Raw genomic sequence first — 18,065 nt, forward strand, 5'->3', positions numbered from 1 at the left:
TCCGTTTGGGGAAGCCTGAGCGGGACGGCGCGCCCCTTCTGGTAGTTCCTGGGCCTTGAGTAGACCTGTGGCGATGAACGCTTTACGGTAGATCTCTTTGATGACGGGTTACTTGCGGGCCGCATTTGAGGTCCAGGACGAGTGCTTTGGGCTTGGCCAGACACTGGCTTGAAGCAGCGCCAGGCAGTCACGCAGTTGCACCTGGCACGCAGCCCTGACATGCTTCGGAAATGACGACCCGGGAGAGATACCTCCAGGCCTATGATGAACAACTACGAACCGATGCGGAAACACCAGGGGCACTGAGTGTGGCACGCTTGGGCCCATTGCGTTTGGCCACATTTGCCGGTGGTCTCGGTTTTGTCACCTACAGAGATTTGGGTGACACGGCGGCACACGGTTTGCCCGGCTTGGTGACTGGCGCAATCGAGCATTTCCTTACCGATCCCGAGATTGACAAGATTTTGTGGAAGGTGCGCCACCACGACAGGAACCCAGGGCTGGCCAAAGCTCTCATGCAGCAGGGCTTCTCCCCCGGGGATGAAGAGTCCATCATGGTGGGGCCGCTAGAAGGGCTGTGCGCCAGTGTCCCGGAGCCCGAGGGGGTGTCTCTGAGGCGGGTCACTTCTGAGGCCGATGTCAGAGCCGCGTGCGCCATGACTGACGAAGCCTTTGGTGAGCCCACTGACTCGCGCACCGCCGACGCCATGCTGGATCGCTTGGCGCGGAAGGACGGCATGGAGCTCTGGGTGGCCGAAGCTGATGGCAGGATTGTCAGCAGTGGGCGGCTTGAACCCGTGCCTGAGAGCGAATTTGCCGGCATCTGGGGTGGCGCCACCCTGAGTGCCTATCGCGGGCACGGAATCTACCGGGCGCTGACTGCTGCCCGTGCCCGCTCGGCTATCGCCCACGGAAAGACCCTTGCCCACAGTGAATCAACCGAGTTTTCTCGCCCGATTCTGGAGCAATCCGGTCTACTCAGAATTTCCACCAATACCCCCTACTGGCGGAAGTAGGATCGCATGACCAGGGGCCTCTGCCTAAGAGAATGGGTCGCATCGGAAACCAACAACCATGAGCCGCTAACCAGGCATGGGCATGGAAGGATTGGACTTCGCCATTCTGCGCCATGTCTCCGAAGCGGCGGGAAGCCATGAATAGGTTGTCGCAGGTGCTGGCTAGCGTATTTCTTATACGCGCATGTTTAGCGGCATGCGGTGGACCCAACGACGGATCAGAAGCAGCAAGACTGCGCTGACCGCTGCCTGTCCACATGGGGAACGCTCACCGGACCTGACCGCCTGAGTTGGTGCGACGTGCAGGCGATGCCGGATATTCCGGGTAGTCGCCGCCGATGTCGCACCTGGCCATTTGTCCGCCTGTCGGCATAGGCTCGGGATTAAACCCATCAGCGATAGGAACCCATGAAGAAGATCGCCGTTTCCGCAGCCTTGCTGTTTGGTGTGCTTGGACTGGCCGGGTGCACCGGTGTCCCGGTGGCGGCCCCGGAAACGGGAGAAGCATCCCCGAATGCCGTCGAGGTAAAGAATGTGCCAGCGGAGACCGGCGCCCCGGTTGTTGATATCCCAGCCGCAAAAGCCGCGGCCATCGAATCAGGTCGCCCCGAAGCCGCGTGGGACAAAAACTGTGTCGCATGGGAAATGCCGGAAGCTGACACGAAGGGGCAAGCGTGGGCGAACGAAATGGGTGTGGCATGGCTCGACTCACTCGATGCCGGTTGCCCGGATGCAATCACGTTTCCGGATTACTATGTTGATTCGTGGGAGCCCGGAGCGCCGGGAGAGTTGACCCTCATCGTTGACAGCGCCATCAACAAGATTGAATTCAGCGGAGAGTCCGGCAATCTTAATAGGGTCGCATTCGACTTCATCTGTGAGCTGTACCGCGACAAGCCGGAACTTTCCAAGGTCGTGGCCGCCACCGACGACGGAAAGTGGAAAGAGACGGTAACCCGCAAGGATCTTGAAGATCGCGAAGCACGGGGTTTCATGGACCTCGCCTCCGACGCCGATTGCCGCATATAGTCCAGATTGCTAGTTCATGGGAAGTGTCGTTTTCCGAAGGCGACTGCGCTGACTGTCCAAACTCCTATGCATTGCGATTATGCGTTCGCAGGAGGAACGGCCTACGGCCAATTACGAGGGGAGCGAAACGGCTCTGAGATGCTAGACCGACTTCTGGGGATCGAACTACGCTGGTCACCATGACGGCCTTAATCTCTCACACGTCCTTCGACAGCCTTGATGCCTTCGCCCAGTCGGTGTTTTGGGGCGCTGTCCTCGGTTTCCTCGAAGACCCTGAGGACCCCAACGAAGCCGGTGACGGAGAGTGCATGATCTTCTCGGAAGACGGTACCCGGCGACTGTTGTTCATCGAGGTTCCGGACGCCAAACAGGTCAAGAACCGCGTGCACTTGGACCTGAAACCGGCCGAAGGCACCCGTGACCAGGAACTCGATCGACTGCTGGGGTTGGGAGCCCGCGAAGTCGCCGACCGACGCCGGGCGGACGGGTCGGGATGGGTGGTCCTTGCCGATCCCGAGGGCAACGAATTCTGCATTCTGCGCAGTGATGCCGAGCGACAGGGATAAAGAGGGAGCGCCTGAAACCGCCCTGGAGAGGAACCTCTTGCGGGACAACTACCCGACCTAGATCCCGTTTTGGATGCCGCTCGAGCAGATTGTTGGACCCCGGCCGGTGACGGTAACAGCACTGCGCGAGATGCAGCTATTTTGCCAATAGTTGTATGCCTGCGGGCGCACGGGAGGAGCCGTGCCACCGTTGCGGTACCTTGGGCAAACGTGTCGCATGCATGAACCGCTCGTCGCATGCCTGCCCGCGGCGCCGGCGGCCGAGGTGGTCAGCCTGCACTCAAGGGGTGGGCCTGAAATACGCGGTCCGTGTGGCTGCGCAGATTGGATGGGTCGTTGCCGCGACCACGATGCCGGGTCGCGGGACGCCGGCGGCCTATTGCCTGTCGGCGTCGATTTCGCGCACATGTACGCGAACAAGGTCCTCGACCAGGGCGCTGGGCAGGGTCTTCTCCAGCGTGAATTGGATCGCGTGTTCGGTGGTCTTGTAGTCCGTGAGCTTGTCCCTCAGCTCCTCGATCGCCCATGAGGAGGGGTAGAAGCTCATGTGCTTCTTGGAGGCGGTGAAGTACACCAGTGCCCGGTTCCTGTACTTGAGCGTCGGCATCCCGTAACTGATGGTCTCTTCGGTGCCCGGCACGAGTCGTGTGACGAGCGCGCGGATCCGTTCGAGTTCTGCCCGGCATGCGGGGTCGAGCGCATTGAGATACTCTTCGACGCTTGTCGCTTTTTCACCCATGGCACGAGTGTAGCGCTGGCTGTCGTTTTCCGAAGGCGACTGCACTGACTGTTGTCCAAAGCCCTTTGCGCCGCCCTGGTCGTGGTCACCCAGACCCTGGTCGAACTCATCGGCATGATCCTCTACGTCCGGTTCCTCCTAGTGATCATCCGCAACGAACACAGACGCCAACCGGCCTGTTCCTACGAATTCGCCAGACCACGGGTGCGGCCACCTGGTGTGGCCTTCAAGCCGGGTCGAAGGTTCACCGTTGAAGGCATGGAAATCCTGCTGGTCTTCGAAGTCGGTCAACGCACCGGAGTGCCGGCCAGCACCATGCGCCACTACGAGGGCACGGGGTGATCGGGCCGGCCCACAGTGCCTCCTGTCGGCCACCATGCATTGCCTATCGGGGTGCAGGAAGCCGTGCGGCCGGAGTTCGCGGCACCAGGTGCACGGATCAGCGCCCCGCGGTCCGGCACGGGGTGGCACCCAGGGAAGATTCGGCCCTCGGTCCGAGCCGAGTCCGTTCAATCGCGCATGCCTCGTCGCCACCTATGGAACGGTCCGGGAACGCCAGCGAGGGCCCGGGCTTGGGGGACCCGGGACCCTCGCCGGCGCCGCCATGGTGGTGCGGCGCTGAACCCGAAATCCGCGGGCGGGGGAACCCGAAAATCAGGTCATTCGGCTTTCCCCGTGGGCCCGGGGTACCGCCTTCGCAAACCCCACGCCGACATGGAATCCCAGGTTCAGCCGTGGAACGATTGTCCCGGCCAAACCCTGCAAAAAGCTTTGAAGCTCCAGGAGCCTGGTTTCCAGCGCCAGGTGCCGCAAGGCTGGACACCGTCGTCTGCAGTTGTTCGTGTGTCCGGTATGGCCAGTCGGCCGTCCGCCCCGGACCCTGCCCCTTGGTGGATGTCCGCCGGACACCGTTCCACCGGGATCCCTATCGTTGCAGCGGCGCTAGGTTCGCGGGCGGGCATTCTGGCGCAGGAAGACCGTGCACACCACGGCGATGACAGCGATGAGGAAGGCGAGCGTCCCCAGCCCAGCGGCGAGGCCAACGGTCGTGGCGACGGCGCCGACGATCAGCGGTCCGCCCGCGTCGCCGGCCTCCCGGCCGAGTTCCGCCGATCCCATGGTGCGCCCGATCCGTTCCGGCGGGGTGGTGGCGGCGAGGTGGGCGAAGCCCAGGACCGCGATGGGCGGTCTGCTCTGCTGATCTCGAATGTGGTCCAGCGTCCAGCTTCCGGGGTCGGAGTTGGCGACCCCGGCGGCGCAGCCCCGCCTCGCCCAAGGGGCCTCATGCCTCGGCCCTGACCCGCTCCGCTCGCCTGTAGTCAACCGCAACCACGGACCAGGCGCCACGACATCACTCCCAGCGGATGATGCGGCCGCGGGCCTCAAGGACGGAGACTGGACTCACCATACAAGGCCGACCACACAAGGCCATGAGTCCGCGGATCCTCCGGACGGCTCGTGCCGTCCCTGGTCCACGGAGAACGCTGAAGGAACCCCAAGTAAGAGAGGCCCACCATGGCTCCCGCGCAGGAGGAACGCACACTCGCCGTTGACGCGAAGGATCTTCGCAGAAAGCACCACGCCGAGATCGTCGTGTTCACCAAGGACGAGGAAGGGCCCGGCGGTTCTGGCATGCTGTACAACACCATTAGCTTGACCGACGAGGTCCCGGACGAAGAGTTCGACGCCGATGTGGTCTGGATGAACGGCCCTCGCCGCTGCGTGCTGGACCGCCTCAAGATAACGGTTCCGGACAACGGGAAGACCACCATGGTGGGCCCCATCCCCATGCAGACGATCGGCACCATGCGCTTGCCCGACCTGAACGGGTTCCTCGCCAGCGAGAAGCCTCCCTACACCGAAATGACGGTGGGGCGAAGCACTGAGGAGTTCTTCAGCGCCGGCCAGCAGGTGTACCAATTGGTCTCCCCCTCCGGGGACGTCTGCTGCATGTACAGTGCTTCCCTGAAGGTCGACCCGGACAACACCCCGGACAGGATCGCCACGCTTGGTGAACGGTTGAACCAGCCCGAGGGGTGGGAGTACCGGGCTCCCACGCTCGAGAAAGACCTGGTTGTGCGCGCACTTCGCGGCGGCGCCTCCCTGCATCTAGCTGCTTCCCCGGTACCACCCGGAGAAATCGGCCACACCAGCATGCGGAACATGGAGGTAGCGATATGATCTGGGCGATCTTGGTGTTCGTGGGGGTGCCGCTGTGGTTCTGTGCCCTCGGCCTCTTCACCCTCATCTACCGCAACCGTGCGTTGCGCAAGCGTCGCGGCAGCATCCCGGTGCGGGTGCTCAAGCCCGGCAAGACCCGTTGGGTACGGGGGCACGCCGTGTGGATCTCGGACGTGTTCGCCTGGCGGGGCAGCCACGCGGCCTGGAGCGAAGGCCTGTGGCACGTCGCCGCCACCACCGTGGCCTCGGCCGGGTCCGAGGAGCTGAAGCGGCTTCACCGGCTCGGAGCCGATCTCGTGGTGGCGCCCCTGACCACCGATGAGCGAGCAGTGCTCAGGGTCGCTGTTGCCAGCGGCGATCGAACCTCCGGGCTCGGGACCATCCAACCGACGCCGGACCAGAACGCCTCGGGCGTCTGACGGGAAGGAGCCGAAGGTATGGAAGAGCACGCCGGGCTCATTGTGCTGACAGTCGTCACCAGCGCCATCTTCCTCTGGGGGCTGGTGTCGGTCCGGCTGGAACGGGCGGGCCTGACCGCGCCCATCGTCTTCACCCTGATCGGGGCATTGGTGGCCTTCTCCGGCCTGGTTGACGGCCCCACCGCCCCGGACCTGCTCAAGCCCTTGGTGGAGACCACCCTTGTGTGGGTGCTGTTCTCCGACGCCGCCCACATCCGCATCCAGGACTTCCGCAGGGGGCTGGGACTCTACGTGCGGCTGCTCGCTGTGGGGCTGCCGCTGACCGTGCTCGCCGGCTGGGGCCTGGCCGGCTGGCTCTTTCCCGCTCTCGGGGTGTGGCTTGCCTTGCTGGTGGGGGCCGCGCTGGCGCCCACGGACGCCGCGCTGGGCCTCCCCGTCGTCACGAACCCGGCGGTGCCGGAACGGATCCGTCGCCTCATCACGGTCGAGAGCGGCCTCAATGACGGCATCGTCACTCCCGTGGTCATGCTCGCCATCGCCGGCGCCGCCGTGGCAGCCGGCCATGAAGGCACTATAGGAGTCGGAGGCGCCCTGCTCGAACTCTCCATCGGCGCGGTCGTCGGCGGCATCATCGGGGTCACCGGCGGGGCGCTGCTGCGCCGTGCCAGGCGGGGTGGGTGGGCCGCCGAGGACTTCGCCGGCAGTGCGGTTCTCGCCCTGGCCCTCCTCGCCTATGCCGCTGCCGTGATGGCTCACGGCAATGGCTTCGTCGCGGCCTTCTGCGGTGGCCTGGCCTTCGGGGCCGCGGCCGGACGGCACGGACCCGCCGAACTCGAGTTTCTCGAACAGACCAGCGGTCTGGTGTCCCTGCTGGTGTGGCTCGCGTTCGGCGCCATCGCCGTCCCGATCATGGTCGACCGCATCGATCTGGCCATGGTTGCCTACGCGGTCCTCAGCCTCACTGCCGTGCGCATGGTGCCGGTGGCCCTGGCGCTGGTCGGCACAGGATTCGACCGCAACACCGTGCTGTTCGTGGGCTGGTTCGGCCCCCGCGGCCTGGCATCACTGGTCTTCGCCCTCATCGCGCTCGAAGAGCTGGGCGACGGGGCAGACGAAGTCGTGGCGGTGATCGCATTTACCGTGCTCCTGAGCATCGTGGTCCACGGCCTCAGCGCGGCCCCCCTAGCCAGCCGCTATGGCCGAGCCGCCGCACCGACCGGGAAATCCAAGTGACCGGCACGAGTTCCTCCTGTGCGGACGCCCTCGCCACCGAACGCCCCCGAACCGGACCGGCTGCCGCGCGGGCCGACTCAGGAAGCGCTTGCCCGGGGGCAGGCACGAGTCGGAACACGGTGATTGGCTTGTGCTAGCGCCAACCGAGAATAGGGCCATTTCACCCAACTAAAAATGGGACCACATGGTCGTGTGACTGTTAACCCTTCGTTTGCCGCATTTCTTGCAGAGCTAAATGTAGCCCAGTCAAGGAGTCAACAAAACAGGGGCAGTTCCCCGTTTAGCTAAAGGGAAAAGGGCATATACCCCCTATGCCGAATCCGGTCACAGGACTATCCCAGCAATCCCAGAAGGGCCACTTCGAGCTTGGGCCGCAAATTTCGGAGCAGGTGCACGGCGCCGCTGACAGCAAACCAGCAATTATGAGTCCCATCGTGCGGCCGCCCGGATCCGTATCAGGGCTCACCGCGGCCTTTGTGAGATCCAGGATGGCTGTCCTGTTGCAGTCGCAGTCGTCGTATCCTTGCTCGCGGAAGCAGGTGTCATGTCGGCAGCAGGCTTCGTCTACTGCATCGATGGGTTCGCCCGGTCCAGAGTGCCCCGGCCCGCACCAATTGCCGTAAAGCCGTAAATCTATTTGTGGCACGGCAAGTCCTTCAGGCGGAAGCTCCCGACGTCGGTTGAGGCTTCCTGTCGTTTTCGACCGTTCTCGCAGAGACGACGTGGCTGTATATCCTGGAATTGGCATAGTCATACACCTCTTTCGGTGGTTGTGATTGCGGCTGGTTTCTAGGGGCAGGCTGCGTCATTCGGTACGCATTGTCCGATGCACTTGTTGTTAACAACATTTCCACAGCATTTGCGGCCACGGGGGCATGGGGTTGGCGGAAGTATGACTCCGCCCCCACCGCTCCTCGCACATGGATCATGCTGGGCAATAGCCACCGAACCGTTCACAGTTTCGCTGCGAACATCAGCCGTCCGATAGCTCGCGCCCGAGATGTAGATGGAGGCCGCTCCAACGAATTTTGGTAGAGCCACGATGGCACCTTCCTAGGCTAATTCTGGACTTGATTTAATTGGATCGATGTTTTTGTAAACGACATCTGCCTCATTAGGTACTCATCTGTCATAAAACGGTGAGAGTTTGGTAACAAGAAACGGAAATTCCTCGGTCACGTCGACGCGCACGAAGTATTTGTGCACCACGTCGGTGCGTCGGTTTCGGTAGGAGAAGATGACGTCCAATACTTTCCGGACGCCGCTAAGTCGCGAGAGTCGCACGTCCACAGCGTCCAAGGAAGCGTTCTCCTCGTGTGCAATGGCAGTCTGTGTATAGATGTCTGGGTACCGTACGGCCAGATAGTTGAGGGCTCTGTGTTCATCAGTATTGCCAGCGTTATCAGCTAGCTGCATGATGCGGTCGAAAAGCTCAGCGCTTGTTGCCCGAAATAGCGATAGCTTCTTCCCGGTGGCATTCTCGGGTTTCGGTATTGCTCCCAGAAGTGATGATCGGTCGAACGAATACAATTGATCGAAGGCGACAATTGGCACGATAAGTCCGCAGGCCTCCGGCTGGCTCAGTGGACCCGCTTTCCCAACGACCACGTCGAGGTCCGTTGGCTCCGGGCTCGAACGAACGGCTTCAACTAACAGGTCGAAATCTGCACGATCGCGCGGCATTAAGAGGTAGGACTCCAAGCCTCCAATCATGAATACCCAGCACAGTTGACGAGCCAAGTAACGGTTCCCTGGATCTGACAGCGTCTCCCTAAAAATCTGGCGGTCAGTCGCCGAGGTTGCAGTAGCGCGCTGACCGGCGACTTGAGCGAACTCTTTCTCTACGCCAAGGCTGGGAAATCGCGGCTGAACTTGCCCGATGGCGTAAACGAATGCCTGTTGCGTGACTTGAGTGTGCGCCGTGTACTCTCCGGGCTGCAGGTCGGCGCTCCCTCCCTCTTCATCGGCCTGTCTCGCACCCATCATAGGATCCATGCTGAGCTCCTCACTACGGCTCCGTATTTTCTGGCCATCATCGACGGCCAGAAAATACCATCCACTGGTTCAATCTTGCTGCTCGGTCAAGGCATGATGCACAGGGCTGAATGCCCACTAGCGCTGTAGCGCGTTTTATGGCGTCTCCCAGCCCCACCTCTGTCGTATCCGCTGTGAATCCGGGCAGTCGTACTTTATGACGGGGTGTTGTGTCCGGCAAAGGCTCGTCTGAATGTTCTTCCTCGTGGATCATGCCAACACCTTTCTGTAAGTATGGGTCGAAAGCAGCTGATAGGCGGCCCAAGCGTTCAGCAACCCCGGCACTATCGAACGCTGCTGACCGGCCCTAGTTGAGATAAGCGCATGCTTAACCTCGGAGGCAGCAACGGCGGGGTATATCGAACGCAATAGCACAGCTGCCCCTGTCACGAACGGTGCAGCAATACTGGTTCCTGTGAACACGGCGGTACCGCCCGAACTTGCTAAGCCAAAGACATCTTTCCCAGGAGCGCCCAAACCGGAGCGCCCGATCGATGCAGCGATGTGGGCCTGAGGTAGGGGCTGCCCCAAAAGGGAGTATGCAATTACGGGGATCGTACATGCGTGGCGAAGAACGTCCATATTCCCTCCAATCACACGGTGATTCCCAACCGCAGCGATAACGAGCACGCTTCTCTGGCTCGCGAAGTCCATTGCTGCTCGCAACATTTGGTCAGAGGTGAAGCCGCCACCTGACACAGCGAGGCTGAGATTGATGATGCGGGCCCCAGCGTGCACACAATCGACAATTGCCTCTGCTACTTCGCGAACAGCCGCAGTCGGCATTTCGCCCGCAGGGGTGTTCTCCGTGAAGACAGGTCGCAGAACATACGTACATTCTGGAGCGATACCGGGCGGTTGCGATTGACGGCTAGCGGCCAAGATACCCACTACCGAGGTTCCGTGCTGGCAGGAAACACTTCGTGGGTCTCGGCACCCTACTCCCCAGCCCGGAAAAGATTTGATGGTGGCCTGGGCCAGGTCTGGATGATCGAGAGCTACGGGCCCGTCTACTATTCCAACAATCACATCTGCTCCTCCCGTGCTCAAGGACATGAGGGCGGGAAGATGAACCAAAGAAAGCTCGTCCATGAATCTCCTCAGATCCAGCACTGCTCTTGGCCGTATTCGGGGTGATGAGACGAATACGTTCGCGAGTAGGCTCTACGGGCAGCCTGCGTTGATCCTCCTTGCTGCTCAACGATTTTAACGTCCGGCATCAATGACGTCCATCTACTCGTATAGTTATACTGCTCCTTTCGCTTCCAGATGTCACCAGTACTGATCCATAAATCGTTGAGAAGCCGCGTGAGCTGCGTACTCGTGGCCGGGGGCTATGCCGTGTCTCCCAACGCGGCAATTGCCGCGCTCCGACCGAGCTCGGCGTGGAGGAGGATTGCGGATCGGTAGGTCAGGGCGAACTTGTCGTAGCGGGTGGCCAGGGCCCTCCACTGCTTGAGGGTGTTGAAGCTGCATTCCACGACGTTGCGGCGCATGTACGCTTCCCGGTCGTAGGTCACCGGCCGGCCGCCGGACTTTCCCTTCCGCTTGCGGTTGTCCTTCTGGTTTTGACCGGGACTTCTGAATGATGGAAAGGCAGTCTGCTAGATATGGTCTCCAGTAGGCTGAAAACGACCTGCCACTAATGAAAAATGGGAGCCAGCCCGGGGCAGTTGCTGCTACGCCGGTCAATCCGGAGAAGGATTCTGTGCATATGAACGTGGAGGATGCTCTCGACCCCGTCATAAGAGACATGAGAACGACCGGAGCCCCCCATCCCAAGGGTCCAGTTCAACAGCCAAGGTACGACCAACTCATGGCTTGCAACCTTGACCGCTTCTGACGGATCGAGCCACGGCATCTTCATTGATCTCTCTTTGCCACGCGCATACGTCGTCGCGGCCGCAGCCGAAGGTGCCCAGGAATGGGGGTTCGATGAGCTGCAGGGGAGCGGGCTCACCAACTGGCCCCCATGTCCTTTGCATCCGAAAAACCACCCTCTTGACGCGGTAGCGCTCGGTGGAAGCGCGGTGTGGGCTTGCCCATCCGAAAACACCGTCATCGCCGAAATTGGGGCACTGGCCTAGCCGCTCTCTGGGGTATGATTCCAAACCGCCAATGTCGAGCGGCATCCGGGCGAGTGGCGCAGTCTGGGCAGCGCGTTCCGTGGGCCCTGTCATTTTTCGAAGTCGTCGGCACTGTGCTGTGCGTCCGCAAGGGGAACGTCTACCGGGCACTGCCTGAAGTGTGCTCGACTACCGAACGCGGACGCCCGGACATGGCACCACCGCCAGAAGGCTGCCGAGTGCCGACGATCACGCAAAAGCGTGTAATTCAGGCGCTTGAACGGCTTGATGCTTTTAGTCTTTGGCACCTTGTCATCCCGAATCAACGGGCACTTGTTCTCCCTTGGCACCTTTGCTTCAGTTTGCTTGCTCGCGGATACTGTTCAGAGCAATACGCGGGCGGTTCCTAGGATGGCCGAGATGAGGAACCCCATGGCGGCTATAAACAGGCCCCAGTCCAGAGCTGTGTAGGTCGCAAACATTCTCGCGACACGGTTGCTAGGCAGCGCCTTCCCGTCACGGTGGGCAGCTTCAGCGTGGGCTGACTGTTCCTCCCTGCTGGAGTAGAAAATAACCGCCGCAAGTCCAATAAAAACGACCCACGTCATGATCACGTCCATTATTTATGTCCTTTTCGTTGGTCGGGCGAACTCAACATCAGGCGATCATCATCTCGTAGCAGGAACGCCCTGTGGGACAGTCTCCCAAGGGGCTACTAATGCTCAGCATCGCTTTGCGCGACGATAACCTACATATTGACGAGGAAGCTGCTCGGCAACCAATAAACCTGTATCGCTGCTAGGGTGTCCGCTTGGCCGGTGGCCATGACCTGTCTGGGTCAAAGCGTGCGCCTTCCGGTTTGGACGGCATCATGGCAAGGACCAAGGCGATCGGCAGCCCGACGTAAGGCAACCAACAGACAAAGTAGGTCTCACCTTCGAAGTTGGCGTCGTGGAAGCGGCGCATGCCCAGGGCCAAATTTGGGAGGAACGTGACGAGCCAATAGGTGAGCCATATCAACAGCCCGGGTGCGGCGGCATCCGGCAACTCGGTGCCACCCGGATCAAGGAGGTTCGCGCCGCCCACGACCATGAGGGCAGCGCAGGCGCTCGTGACCAGGACGTTGAGCAACATGACCCACCAGTACTCGCTGCGGCTGGCACGGCCGTCGAAGGTTCCGTATTTCAGGAAAAACAGCTTGAAGGCTTCGCCAAATGTGGCACCGTAACGCGGCAGGTCCAGGCTATCCACTGCGGGTGAAGCCGAAGGGGATTCGTCTGGGTTCGTTGGGTGTGACATGGTGCTTGTTCCTCAATGAAAGTGATCTTTGGAATATTACTTGAATAGCGCCGCGGGCATCGACAGAGCGGTTCGGCATTGACGTTTTCTGAAGGTGACTGCACAGTCAGAAGCCGTTGGCACGGCAGCGCCGTGCCCCCCTAGTGGGAACGGCGCTCCGGGCACCGATGAGTGCGTTGTTCCCCGGCATTGCCCTGGATGCTTTGCCATGGCACCCGCGACGCTTGGCGACGCGGAGGGACCTTGGGCGGCACCTGGAAGTGGCTCGGCGATAGTGGTGTGCATGAGCGGAATTCAAGGGTGGCGCGTGCGGTTCCCGCACAAGCGCCAGGCAGCCGGACTGGGCACCCTGGGTTTGGTGCTGTCCGCGGGGCTCTTGACGGGGTACTCGGTATTCCGGGATTACTCGGGCGACACCTGTGACGGGCGCAAACCTGTCGAGTCCTTGGAGCAAGCCGGCAAGGGTCTGGTGGCCGCGGCCTACGCCGCCGGCCGGGACGGGGTATGCCGGGTCACGCATGCATTCCACGATGTGGTTCTGGATGAGGCCATGGTGGCCAAGGCGCGGGAGCTGCTGGCCGCTCGGGGCATTACCCCGCAGAACGTCACGGTGGTGGTGGGCGAACAGATGGGAAGCGGCGTTTTCGTCGACCTGACAGACGGCAGCAACAACAAAGCCCATGCGATCAGGGTGGATGGCATTTCTGTCCGTGGCGACGGGTACACGATTTTCCTGCCGCAAGAGGTGTATCCGGAGGTTCCCGAGGATGCGGCATCACCGTCAGCTTCGACGGGCACTTCTCCCTAAGAAGGCCGGCGCCGCATGGGGAACCTCAAGCGGGCAGTGATCCGCCTACTGGTGGGGGTCCTCGCGTTCCCCGCGCTCGGCGTTCCCCGCGCTCGGCGTTGCCGGTCTTGGCCTTTTTGAGGACCCGGCTTCTTGCACTGAACCACAAAACTGCCACCGGGGCGGAACCGAGGACGATTCCCGATATGGGGGTAATGATTCCCAAGAGTGTGGGGTTGGCAAAAAACTGATCTAGGGACCCCAGGACCAAGGCAACACAGCAAGCAAGGGCAAACCACGATAAGCCAAGTGTGGCTAATCCTTTGATCTCGTTTGGCTTGTTGCGTGGGAACTCGATGCTGAACTTTGCAACTCCAGCAGCCAACAACAAAAATATGAAGCTGATTACGGCGGATACAACTGGTGCCGTTACCCAACCCGCAACCTGGATCAGCACGTTGGGGCCCCAAATGATGGTTACCATCATGTCCCGTATCGAAGCGCTGTCCATTTTTTCTTTGGTTTGCCCCGGCACCCTTGTTTCCTTCTGGTCCGTCGCGGAAGGGAGCGTTCTCTTCCCTGGAAGACAACATCATTTCCTTTTCTATTCACCATACTGTCGTTTTCCGAAGACGACGTCACTGGTGTCCGAAGTCCTCTGCACTGCCTGGAAGTGTCCATAAGCGGAACCTTGAGTGGGACACTGCCGTTTGGTAGCGCCAGATTGGGTCTACTGCGGTCGTCATTTACTCGTCTGATTGTCAGAATCCATCCCATTTGTGAACTTAGCGAGAATGTTGCCCAGAACCTGATTGCTACGCTGGGTGCCATGGCAACGATGTGGTGGAAGACCTTGGAAAGTTTTGAACGGGACCTTAAGTCTGCAAATGATTCGCGTGTCGAAAACATGCGCCAGTGGGCCAGCGACAAAGAAGACGAAGCCGACTTGCCGGGAGCAGGTCGAAATCCAAAAGCCAGAAGGCATTTCAGGATGATGAGAGTTGCTGCAGAACAGGAACTGGGAAATCGGGGCCAGCTATAGACGTCGGCGGCGAAGTGGTGCTTCTACGGTGTTTGTATCAGCAATGCTAAACCTAGAGTTTTGGCTCGGATATGGATTCAGAGTTACGCCCGGATCGGGAACGCTCTGCGGGACGCATATCAAGGGGTCTGCCACACGATGAGCATAACTAGCCGCTGGTTAAGTCCTCTCACGGGGCTTTGACCTGCAATCTTTCCAGATGTCTTTGCGCTCCACACCAGGATCCTTCGGCAAGCCACATGCTCGAGAGAACTTGCCCCGGCTCGCTACAAAGGAGACCGGATGATGAATGGCCTACCTCCTGATCTTGGTGAGCCTCCAGTCCGGGCCATATAACCGTGGTATCGGGATATACGGTCGCCGAAGAATGCGGCTTTTTTGTTCCGTTACAGGACCCCTCTGGATAATGAACCTCGAAATCTCGCGGAAGGTTTCCTGCGCAAATTCGATGGTCGCATCCAAGCCTTCAGGGACAGTCCGAATGTCGTAATACCGGTTGTCGTATAGAAGCTCAGGCGCCTCGCTTCCCAATACCAACGTAAAGACACCCAGATTCGCGCCTTCAAGGTCAACGCACACGCTATGGCCGTGCATATACACGTGCCCCTCTACCCCTACAGGTAATTCCGGGATGATCCTCTCGACACTGTCCTTCAGACGCGCAAGATACCGTGAAGCTTTTTCATTGTTTTTCATTATGATCCGGCTCCACGTGACTTCCAGACAACATGGCGTTCTCCGTTGCCAAGGCCATGATTGCGCTCAACAAACATTTTTCGCTCGATGTGTATGTGCCATTGGGTAATTTTACGTTCGAGGGGCGTGAATTCCTTCCGGTGCTGCTTATGTTGGAACGGAAGGATAACCCCTAACCCCATTGGCCTGTTGTCGTTTTCCCCTAAGTCGACTGCACAGTCCGAAGTCCTCGGCACAGCGATTGCGCGTCCGCAGGAGGAATGGTCAGTGGGACATCGGCATCGGGATTCGCTGGCAACGATCGCGGCCGCATTTCCAGTGGAGCTCGATTGGGAGTCCCGTCCACTCCTGAACTGCGTTCGCCAGGCTTGCCCCTCCAGAAGGAACCGGACACGCTACGCTCGGAGCTGGCAAGACTTATGCCTGGCATGGACAGCAGAGGGAATGATTTCAATGTGCAAAAGACTTTCTCCAGTGATTCTGTACGAATCATGGAGCGAGGATCCTGAGGACGAGGATTACCTCCGCGAGAGGATTTATTCGGGGGGTACGTTTGGTACTTCGGGAACCGAATGGGCCACTGTTTACGATCTCACCGTCAGGGAGACAAACCTCGGAGGATTCTCTGAGGAGATGGGGAACATCTTCTATGTCCGGGTTTGTTCCCCTGGTTTTGTGGATTCCGATGACCGGTTCAAGGGTAAGTGGCGGGTGGAAAACGATAACTTCAATGATGGAGAAATCAGAAGGAAGATCGTTGACTACGTCGAGGGTACAAGGGGCATTTTCCTGCTCAAGGCCCCGGTGGAGGCTCTAGCCGCGGCGTTGTATTGCGAGGAGTTGTAAGCCCGAAACACCAGCACTCACGATGCCCACCGTTCCAGATGGGGAACCCTCACGGGGACAGCGCCCCGCGGGTACAAATTGCTCCGCTCTTCGGCGCAACCTCAATTTTGAGTTCGGAATGGGGGGTGGCAGATCTGGTTCAAAGCGGCCGATTTACTTATGTCCGTTAGAGAAGCGGTCCTTAACCGACAGCCACCAAGAGGGGCCGGGGTCGCCTTTGCCGTCGAGCACGTCGAAGATGTAGAAGCCTTTCTCGGCAAACCACACGAGATCTACGGCCGGCAATGCGAGTTCGCCTTCCCACCCAGGAACGCCCACGTCCACGGATTCCATCTTCAACTCACTAGTGCGTCTCTCCGCCTGGTCAATCATTCCGGGTCCGGCGACGCCAGCCGGGTTCTCCACTGCGTCCCAGAGGCGGTGCAGAATCGCGTAGCGACCTGCTTCGAGCGTGGGCAGGTCCTCCGACTCAATAAGCTCGTAATAGTACTTGTCGGTCATCCTGAACCCCATCCTTGCTCTCGAACTAAATCCCGCGTGGCCTGAGCCTACGGCACGTTCACACCGTATACCGGTTCAACTTGGCCTCCCGCATTCCCACCCGCAAGAGGAACCTTGTACGGGACAGGGTTTGCGATCCTGGCAAACCCACCAGGCACCCGTCTGGCCCCGGGGCTTGGTGGGCATTTGGACCGCCATGAAAGAACTGGGCTAGCTTCGTCGAGCACCCATCAACCTCGATGACGTTAACCGCATAGCCCATGACCGCACTGCTGAAGCAGCAAGGCACGCACGTGGCGACAGAACGAAGTCTCGGTCATCCGCCGTAGGCGTGGCTCCTTTCGATTGCTACTTCAGGTGCATGGCTGATTCGATCAAATAGATCACTACTCGACCGAATTCCGAATTTGTCAGTTCACTGTATTCACTCACAACTGTTCCAGGCGCATTTGCCTTCCACCAGAAAATCACGTCGGCGCTATTGGACCCATGACCGGCAAGCATGGCGAGTAATTCGTCGATAAGCGAATAAGCGCTGACACACGCATCGACAAATTCATCAGATAGATTCAGCTCGCGTTCAATTTTTCCGTCGAATAGGGTCGGGGGAAACATCATTGATTGAACCGATTCGAGCCGTTCGAACAAGAATTTCTTCTCAGATTCCGTCGTCTTCAAACTCCCTTTTCTACCAGTGCGTATGCCAACGGCATACGTATCAAATTCTGTGGGGCCGGCTAGTTCGCCGTCTCGGTCATGGCGCGCAGGGCTGCGACATGGCCGACATACGCCTTCCGGCCTTCGACGGTCAGCGCGACCCTGACGTGGCTTCGGCCTGCCCTGGTGAACCGTTCGACGTAGGCGTACCCGGCGTCGGTCAACTGCTTGAGGTGCTTGCTCAGCACCGAATCCGCGACTCCAAGCGAATCGCGCAACTGGGCAAACTCCGCCCATTGCAGCGGGGCCAGGCTGGCGCAGATGCGCAGGCGAACCGGGGCGTGGATCAGCTCGTCGAACTTCGCCGGGTTAGACGGGGCGCTCATTGGCGTCCTTCACGCGGTGGTTCACGGTGGCGGTGCGCATGCGGGACATGGAGAACCAGAGGATCCCAAACACGACGAGCCATTTGGCCACGACTTCCCACCAGGTCCCCGGCTCCCAAAAACGGCTGCATTGCGTGACCAGCAGCAGCAAGAGGAAATACAGGAAGTACGGCCCCGAGTGCCTCGTGACGGGGCGCGGCTTGGGCCGCTTCCGCATCACGAGGTAATACCAGATGCCCAGGGGGATGCCCAAGGTGAACAGGCCGAGGATCGCTGGCCAGGGAACCACGGTGCTCAGTGCCATGGCGGTCGCAACGAGTGCCACCAGTACGAGCATGAACCCGCGGGGCGCCTCCGTGGAGTCCACCATGGCGCTGGAAACGCCGTCGACCTCTGCGAGCATTGCCCGGGGGTCGAAATCCTCGGACCGCGGTTTTTCTTCAGTCACGCCATTCTCACTTTCCATTATGGAAAGTTTGCCTTTTCCATAACGGAAAGTCAAGGAACGAGCGGCAAATCGACACGCCGTGCTTCCGGCGACAAACCTGACTGATCGCCCCGAAAGGGG

Annotated in this window: 23 protein-coding genes and 1 pseudogene; 11 read left to right on the forward strand and 13 right to left on the reverse strand. The window is 60.1% G+C overall.

The features are described from left to right. Positions 1–230 precede the first annotated feature (230 nt). The 3 genes from JOF47_RS00715 (at position 231) to JOF47_RS00725 (ending at position 2,611) form a co-directional block, all read left to right on the forward strand. Positions 231–1,016 (forward strand): GNAT family N-acetyltransferase, encoded by a 786-nt coding sequence (locus JOF47_RS00715; RefSeq protein WP_209995285.1) that lies wholly within the window; start codon positions 231–233, stop codon positions 1,014–1,016. Between the two features lie 408 nt (positions 1,017–1,424). Beyond that, on the forward strand, positions 1,425–2,045 hold the full coding sequence (locus JOF47_RS00720) for a hypothetical protein (RefSeq protein ID WP_209995288.1): 621 nt from the start codon (positions 1,425–1,427) through the stop codon (positions 2,043–2,045). 179 nt (positions 2,046–2,224) lie between these two features. Continuing rightward, positions 2,225–2,611, forward strand: coding sequence for a VOC family protein (locus JOF47_RS00725; RefSeq protein WP_209995289.1), 387 nt, complete (start codon positions 2,225–2,227; stop codon positions 2,609–2,611). A gap of 376 nt (positions 2,612–2,987) precedes the next feature. Here the strand turns inward: JOF47_RS00725 and JOF47_RS00730 are convergent, their stop codons facing one another. Next, entirely contained in the window at positions 2,988–3,350 is a 363-nt protein-coding gene (locus JOF47_RS00730) for an iron chaperone (RefSeq protein ID WP_209995291.1), read from the reverse strand. A 51-nt stretch (positions 3,351–3,401) separates the two neighbouring features. On the opposite strand from JOF47_RS00730, the gene JOF47_RS21695 reads away from it, so the two are divergent. Further along, on the forward strand, positions 3,402–3,692 hold the full coding sequence (locus JOF47_RS21695; RefSeq protein WP_245356199.1) for a hypothetical protein: 291 nt from the start codon (positions 3,402–3,404) through the stop codon (positions 3,690–3,692). 600 nt (positions 3,693–4,292) lie between these two features. On the opposite strand, the pseudogene JOF47_RS00740 reads toward JOF47_RS21695, so the two are convergent. Further along, positions 4,293–4,523: pseudogene (locus tag JOF47_RS00740) on the reverse strand (hypothetical protein); the annotation flags it as partial. A gap of 342 nt (positions 4,524–4,865) precedes the next feature. Here JOF47_RS00740 and JOF47_RS00745 point away from each other — a divergent pair. The 3 genes from JOF47_RS00745 to JOF47_RS00755 are packed head-to-tail and all read left to right on the forward strand — an operon-like array spanning position 4,866 to position 7,183. Further along, positions 4,866–5,531 carry a hypothetical protein gene (locus JOF47_RS00745; RefSeq protein WP_209995293.1) on the forward strand — a complete coding sequence of 222 codons (666 nt, stop codon included), beginning with the start codon at positions 4,866–4,868 and terminating at the stop codon, positions 5,529–5,531. Continuing rightward, positions 5,528–5,950 (forward strand): hypothetical protein, encoded by a 423-nt coding sequence (locus JOF47_RS00750; RefSeq protein ID WP_209995295.1) that lies wholly within the window; start codon positions 5,528–5,530, stop codon positions 5,948–5,950. The genes JOF47_RS00745 and JOF47_RS00750 overlap by 4 nt, the downstream gene beginning before the upstream one ends. An 18-nt stretch (positions 5,951–5,968) precedes the next feature. After that, the gene (locus JOF47_RS00755; protein ID WP_209995297.1) at positions 5,969–7,183 is read left to right on the forward strand and encodes a cation:proton antiporter domain-containing protein; all 1,215 of its coding nucleotides are present in this window, start codon (positions 5,969–5,971) and stop codon (positions 7,181–7,183) included. 280 nt (positions 7,184–7,463) lie between these two features. Here the strand turns inward: JOF47_RS00755 and JOF47_RS22430 are convergent, their stop codons facing one another. The 4 genes from JOF47_RS22430 to JOF47_RS00775 form a co-directional block, all read right to left on the reverse strand. Beyond that, positions 7,464–7,937, reverse strand: coding sequence for a phospholipase A2 family protein (locus JOF47_RS22430; protein ID WP_425354911.1), 474 nt, complete (start codon positions 7,935–7,937; stop codon positions 7,464–7,466). Positions 7,938–8,305: 368 nt separating this feature from the next. Beyond that, positions 8,306–9,178 carry a cyanobactin maturation protease PatG family protein gene (locus JOF47_RS00765; protein ID WP_209995301.1) on the reverse strand — a complete coding sequence of 291 codons (873 nt, stop codon included), beginning with the start codon at positions 9,176–9,178 and terminating at the stop codon, positions 8,306–8,308. Between the two features lie 249 nt (positions 9,179–9,427). Beyond that, the gene (locus JOF47_RS22435; protein ID WP_209995302.1) at positions 9,428–10,309 is read right to left on the reverse strand and encodes a S8 family peptidase; all 882 of its coding nucleotides are present in this window, start codon (positions 10,307–10,309) and stop codon (positions 9,428–9,430) included. A 242-nt stretch (positions 10,310–10,551) separates the two neighbouring features. Further along, positions 10,552–10,713 (reverse strand): hypothetical protein, encoded by a 162-nt coding sequence (locus JOF47_RS00775; protein WP_377738474.1) that lies wholly within the window; start codon positions 10,711–10,713, stop codon positions 10,552–10,554. Positions 10,714–11,046: 333 nt separating this feature from the next. On the opposite strand from JOF47_RS00775, the gene JOF47_RS00780 reads away from it, so the two are divergent. After that, positions 11,047–11,304, forward strand: coding sequence for a hypothetical protein (locus JOF47_RS00780; RefSeq protein ID WP_209995306.1), 258 nt, complete (start codon positions 11,047–11,049; stop codon positions 11,302–11,304). A 362-nt stretch (positions 11,305–11,666) separates the two neighbouring features. Here the strand turns inward: JOF47_RS00780 and JOF47_RS00785 are convergent, their stop codons facing one another. Together JOF47_RS00785 and JOF47_RS00790 are read right to left on the reverse strand one after the other, a co-directional pair. Beyond that, positions 11,667–11,903, reverse strand: coding sequence for a hypothetical protein (locus JOF47_RS00785; protein WP_209995307.1), 237 nt, complete (start codon positions 11,901–11,903; stop codon positions 11,667–11,669). Between the two features lie 178 nt (positions 11,904–12,081). After that, entirely contained in the window at positions 12,082–12,582 is a 501-nt protein-coding gene (locus JOF47_RS00790; RefSeq protein WP_209995308.1) for a DUF805 domain-containing protein, read from the reverse strand. A gap of 283 nt (positions 12,583–12,865) precedes the next feature. On the opposite strand from JOF47_RS00790, the gene JOF47_RS00795 reads away from it, so the two are divergent. Both JOF47_RS00795 and JOF47_RS00800 read left to right on the forward strand, forming a co-directional pair. Then, positions 12,866–13,390, forward strand: a complete 525-nt coding sequence (locus JOF47_RS00795; protein WP_209995309.1) for a hypothetical protein — start codon at positions 12,866–12,868, stop codon at positions 13,388–13,390. An 808-nt stretch (positions 13,391–14,198) separates the two neighbouring features. Then, positions 14,199–14,411 (forward strand): hypothetical protein, encoded by a 213-nt coding sequence (locus tag JOF47_RS00800; protein ID WP_209995310.1) that lies wholly within the window; start codon positions 14,199–14,201, stop codon positions 14,409–14,411. 294 nt (positions 14,412–14,705) lie between these two features. On the opposite strand, the gene JOF47_RS00805 is transcribed toward JOF47_RS00800, so the two are convergent. Further along, complete coding sequence (locus JOF47_RS00805) at positions 14,706–15,107, reverse strand: hypothetical protein (RefSeq protein WP_209995311.1); 402 nt, start codon at positions 15,105–15,107, stop codon at positions 14,706–14,708. 474 nt (positions 15,108–15,581) lie between these two features. Between JOF47_RS00805 and JOF47_RS00810 the strand changes: the two genes are divergently transcribed. Continuing rightward, positions 15,582–15,953, forward strand: a complete 372-nt coding sequence (locus JOF47_RS00810; protein WP_209995312.1) for a hypothetical protein — start codon at positions 15,582–15,584, stop codon at positions 15,951–15,953. Between the two features lie 153 nt (positions 15,954–16,106). On the opposite strand, the gene JOF47_RS00815 is transcribed toward JOF47_RS00810, so the two are convergent. From JOF47_RS00815 to JOF47_RS00830, 4 genes are all read right to left on the reverse strand, one after another. Continuing rightward, entirely contained in the window at positions 16,107–16,454 is a 348-nt protein-coding gene (locus tag JOF47_RS00815; protein WP_209995313.1) for a hypothetical protein, read from the reverse strand. Positions 16,455–16,802: 348 nt separating this feature from the next. Beyond that, positions 16,803–17,132: a hypothetical protein gene (locus JOF47_RS00820; protein ID WP_209995314.1), complete on the reverse strand. Its 330-nt coding sequence runs from the start codon at positions 17,130–17,132 to the stop codon at positions 16,803–16,805. Positions 17,133–17,191: 59 nt separating this feature from the next. Continuing rightward, the gene (locus JOF47_RS00825) at positions 17,192–17,497 is read right to left on the reverse strand and encodes a transcriptional regulator (protein ID WP_209995316.1); all 306 of its coding nucleotides are present in this window, start codon (positions 17,495–17,497) and stop codon (positions 17,192–17,194) included. Beyond that, positions 17,481–17,945 (reverse strand): hypothetical protein, encoded by a 465-nt coding sequence (locus tag JOF47_RS00830; protein WP_209995317.1) that lies wholly within the window; start codon positions 17,943–17,945, stop codon positions 17,481–17,483. The genes JOF47_RS00825 and JOF47_RS00830 overlap by 17 nt, the downstream gene beginning before the upstream one ends. Positions 17,946–18,065: the final 120 nt, after the last annotated feature.

It is taken from the genome of Paeniglutamicibacter kerguelensis, from assembly GCF_017876535.1.
GTDB classification, from domain to species: domain Bacteria; phylum Actinomycetota; class Actinomycetes; order Actinomycetales; family Micrococcaceae; genus Paeniglutamicibacter; species Paeniglutamicibacter kerguelensis.

Excerpts from the sequence above, each read along its gene's own strand:
- JOF47_RS00795 (WP_209995309.1), top strand. The coding sequence starts at position 12,866 with ATGAGCGGAATTCAAGGGTGGCGCGTGCGGTTCCCGCACAAGCGCCAG.
- JOF47_RS22435 (WP_209995302.1), bottom strand. The coding sequence starts at position 10,309 with ATGGACGAGCTTTCTTTGGTTCATCTTCCCGCCCTCATGTCCTTGAGC.
- JOF47_RS00750 (WP_209995295.1), top strand. The coding sequence starts at position 5,528 with ATGATCTGGGCGATCTTGGTGTTCGTGGGGGTGCCGCTGTGGTTCTGT.
- JOF47_RS00805 (WP_209995311.1), bottom strand. The coding sequence starts at position 15,107 with ATGAAAAACAATGAAAAAGCTTCACGGTATCTTGCGCGTCTGAAGGAC.
- JOF47_RS00815 (WP_209995313.1), bottom strand. The coding sequence starts at position 16,454 with ATGACCGACAAGTACTATTACGAGCTTATTGAGTCGGAGGACCTGCCC.
- JOF47_RS00755 (WP_209995297.1), top strand. The coding sequence starts at position 5,969 with ATGGAAGAGCACGCCGGGCTCATTGTGCTGACAGTCGTCACCAGCGCC.
- JOF47_RS22430 (WP_425354911.1), bottom strand. The coding sequence starts at position 7,937 with ATGACTATGCCAATTCCAGGATATACAGCCACGTCGTCTCTGCGAGAA.
- JOF47_RS00775 (WP_377738474.1), bottom strand. The coding sequence starts at position 10,713 with ATGCGCCGCAACGTCGTGGAATGCAGCTTCAACACCCTCAAGCAGTGG.
- JOF47_RS00790 (WP_209995308.1), bottom strand. The coding sequence starts at position 12,582 with ATGTCACACCCAACGAACCCAGACGAATCCCCTTCGGCTTCACCCGCA.
- JOF47_RS00730 (WP_209995291.1), bottom strand. The coding sequence starts at position 3,350 with ATGGGTGAAAAAGCGACAAGCGTCGAAGAGTATCTCAATGCGCTCGAC.
- JOF47_RS00720 (WP_209995288.1), top strand. The coding sequence starts at position 1,425 with ATGAAGAAGATCGCCGTTTCCGCAGCCTTGCTGTTTGGTGTGCTTGGA.
- JOF47_RS00765 (WP_209995301.1), bottom strand. The coding sequence starts at position 9,178 with ATGGATCCTATGATGGGTGCGAGACAGGCCGATGAAGAGGGAGGGAGC.
- JOF47_RS00745 (WP_209995293.1), top strand. The coding sequence starts at position 4,866 with ATGGCTCCCGCGCAGGAGGAACGCACACTCGCCGTTGACGCGAAGGAT.
- JOF47_RS00785 (WP_209995307.1), bottom strand. The coding sequence starts at position 11,903 with ATGGACGTGATCATGACGTGGGTCGTTTTTATTGGACTTGCGGCGGTT.
- JOF47_RS00715 (WP_209995285.1), top strand. The coding sequence starts at position 231 with ATGACGACCCGGGAGAGATACCTCCAGGCCTATGATGAACAACTACGA.
- JOF47_RS00725 (WP_209995289.1), top strand. The coding sequence starts at position 2,225 with ATGACGGCCTTAATCTCTCACACGTCCTTCGACAGCCTTGATGCCTTC.
- JOF47_RS00800 (WP_209995310.1), top strand. The coding sequence starts at position 14,199 with ATGGCAACGATGTGGTGGAAGACCTTGGAAAGTTTTGAACGGGACCTT.
- JOF47_RS00825 (WP_209995316.1), bottom strand. The coding sequence starts at position 17,497 with ATGAGCGCCCCGTCTAACCCGGCGAAGTTCGACGAGCTGATCCACGCC.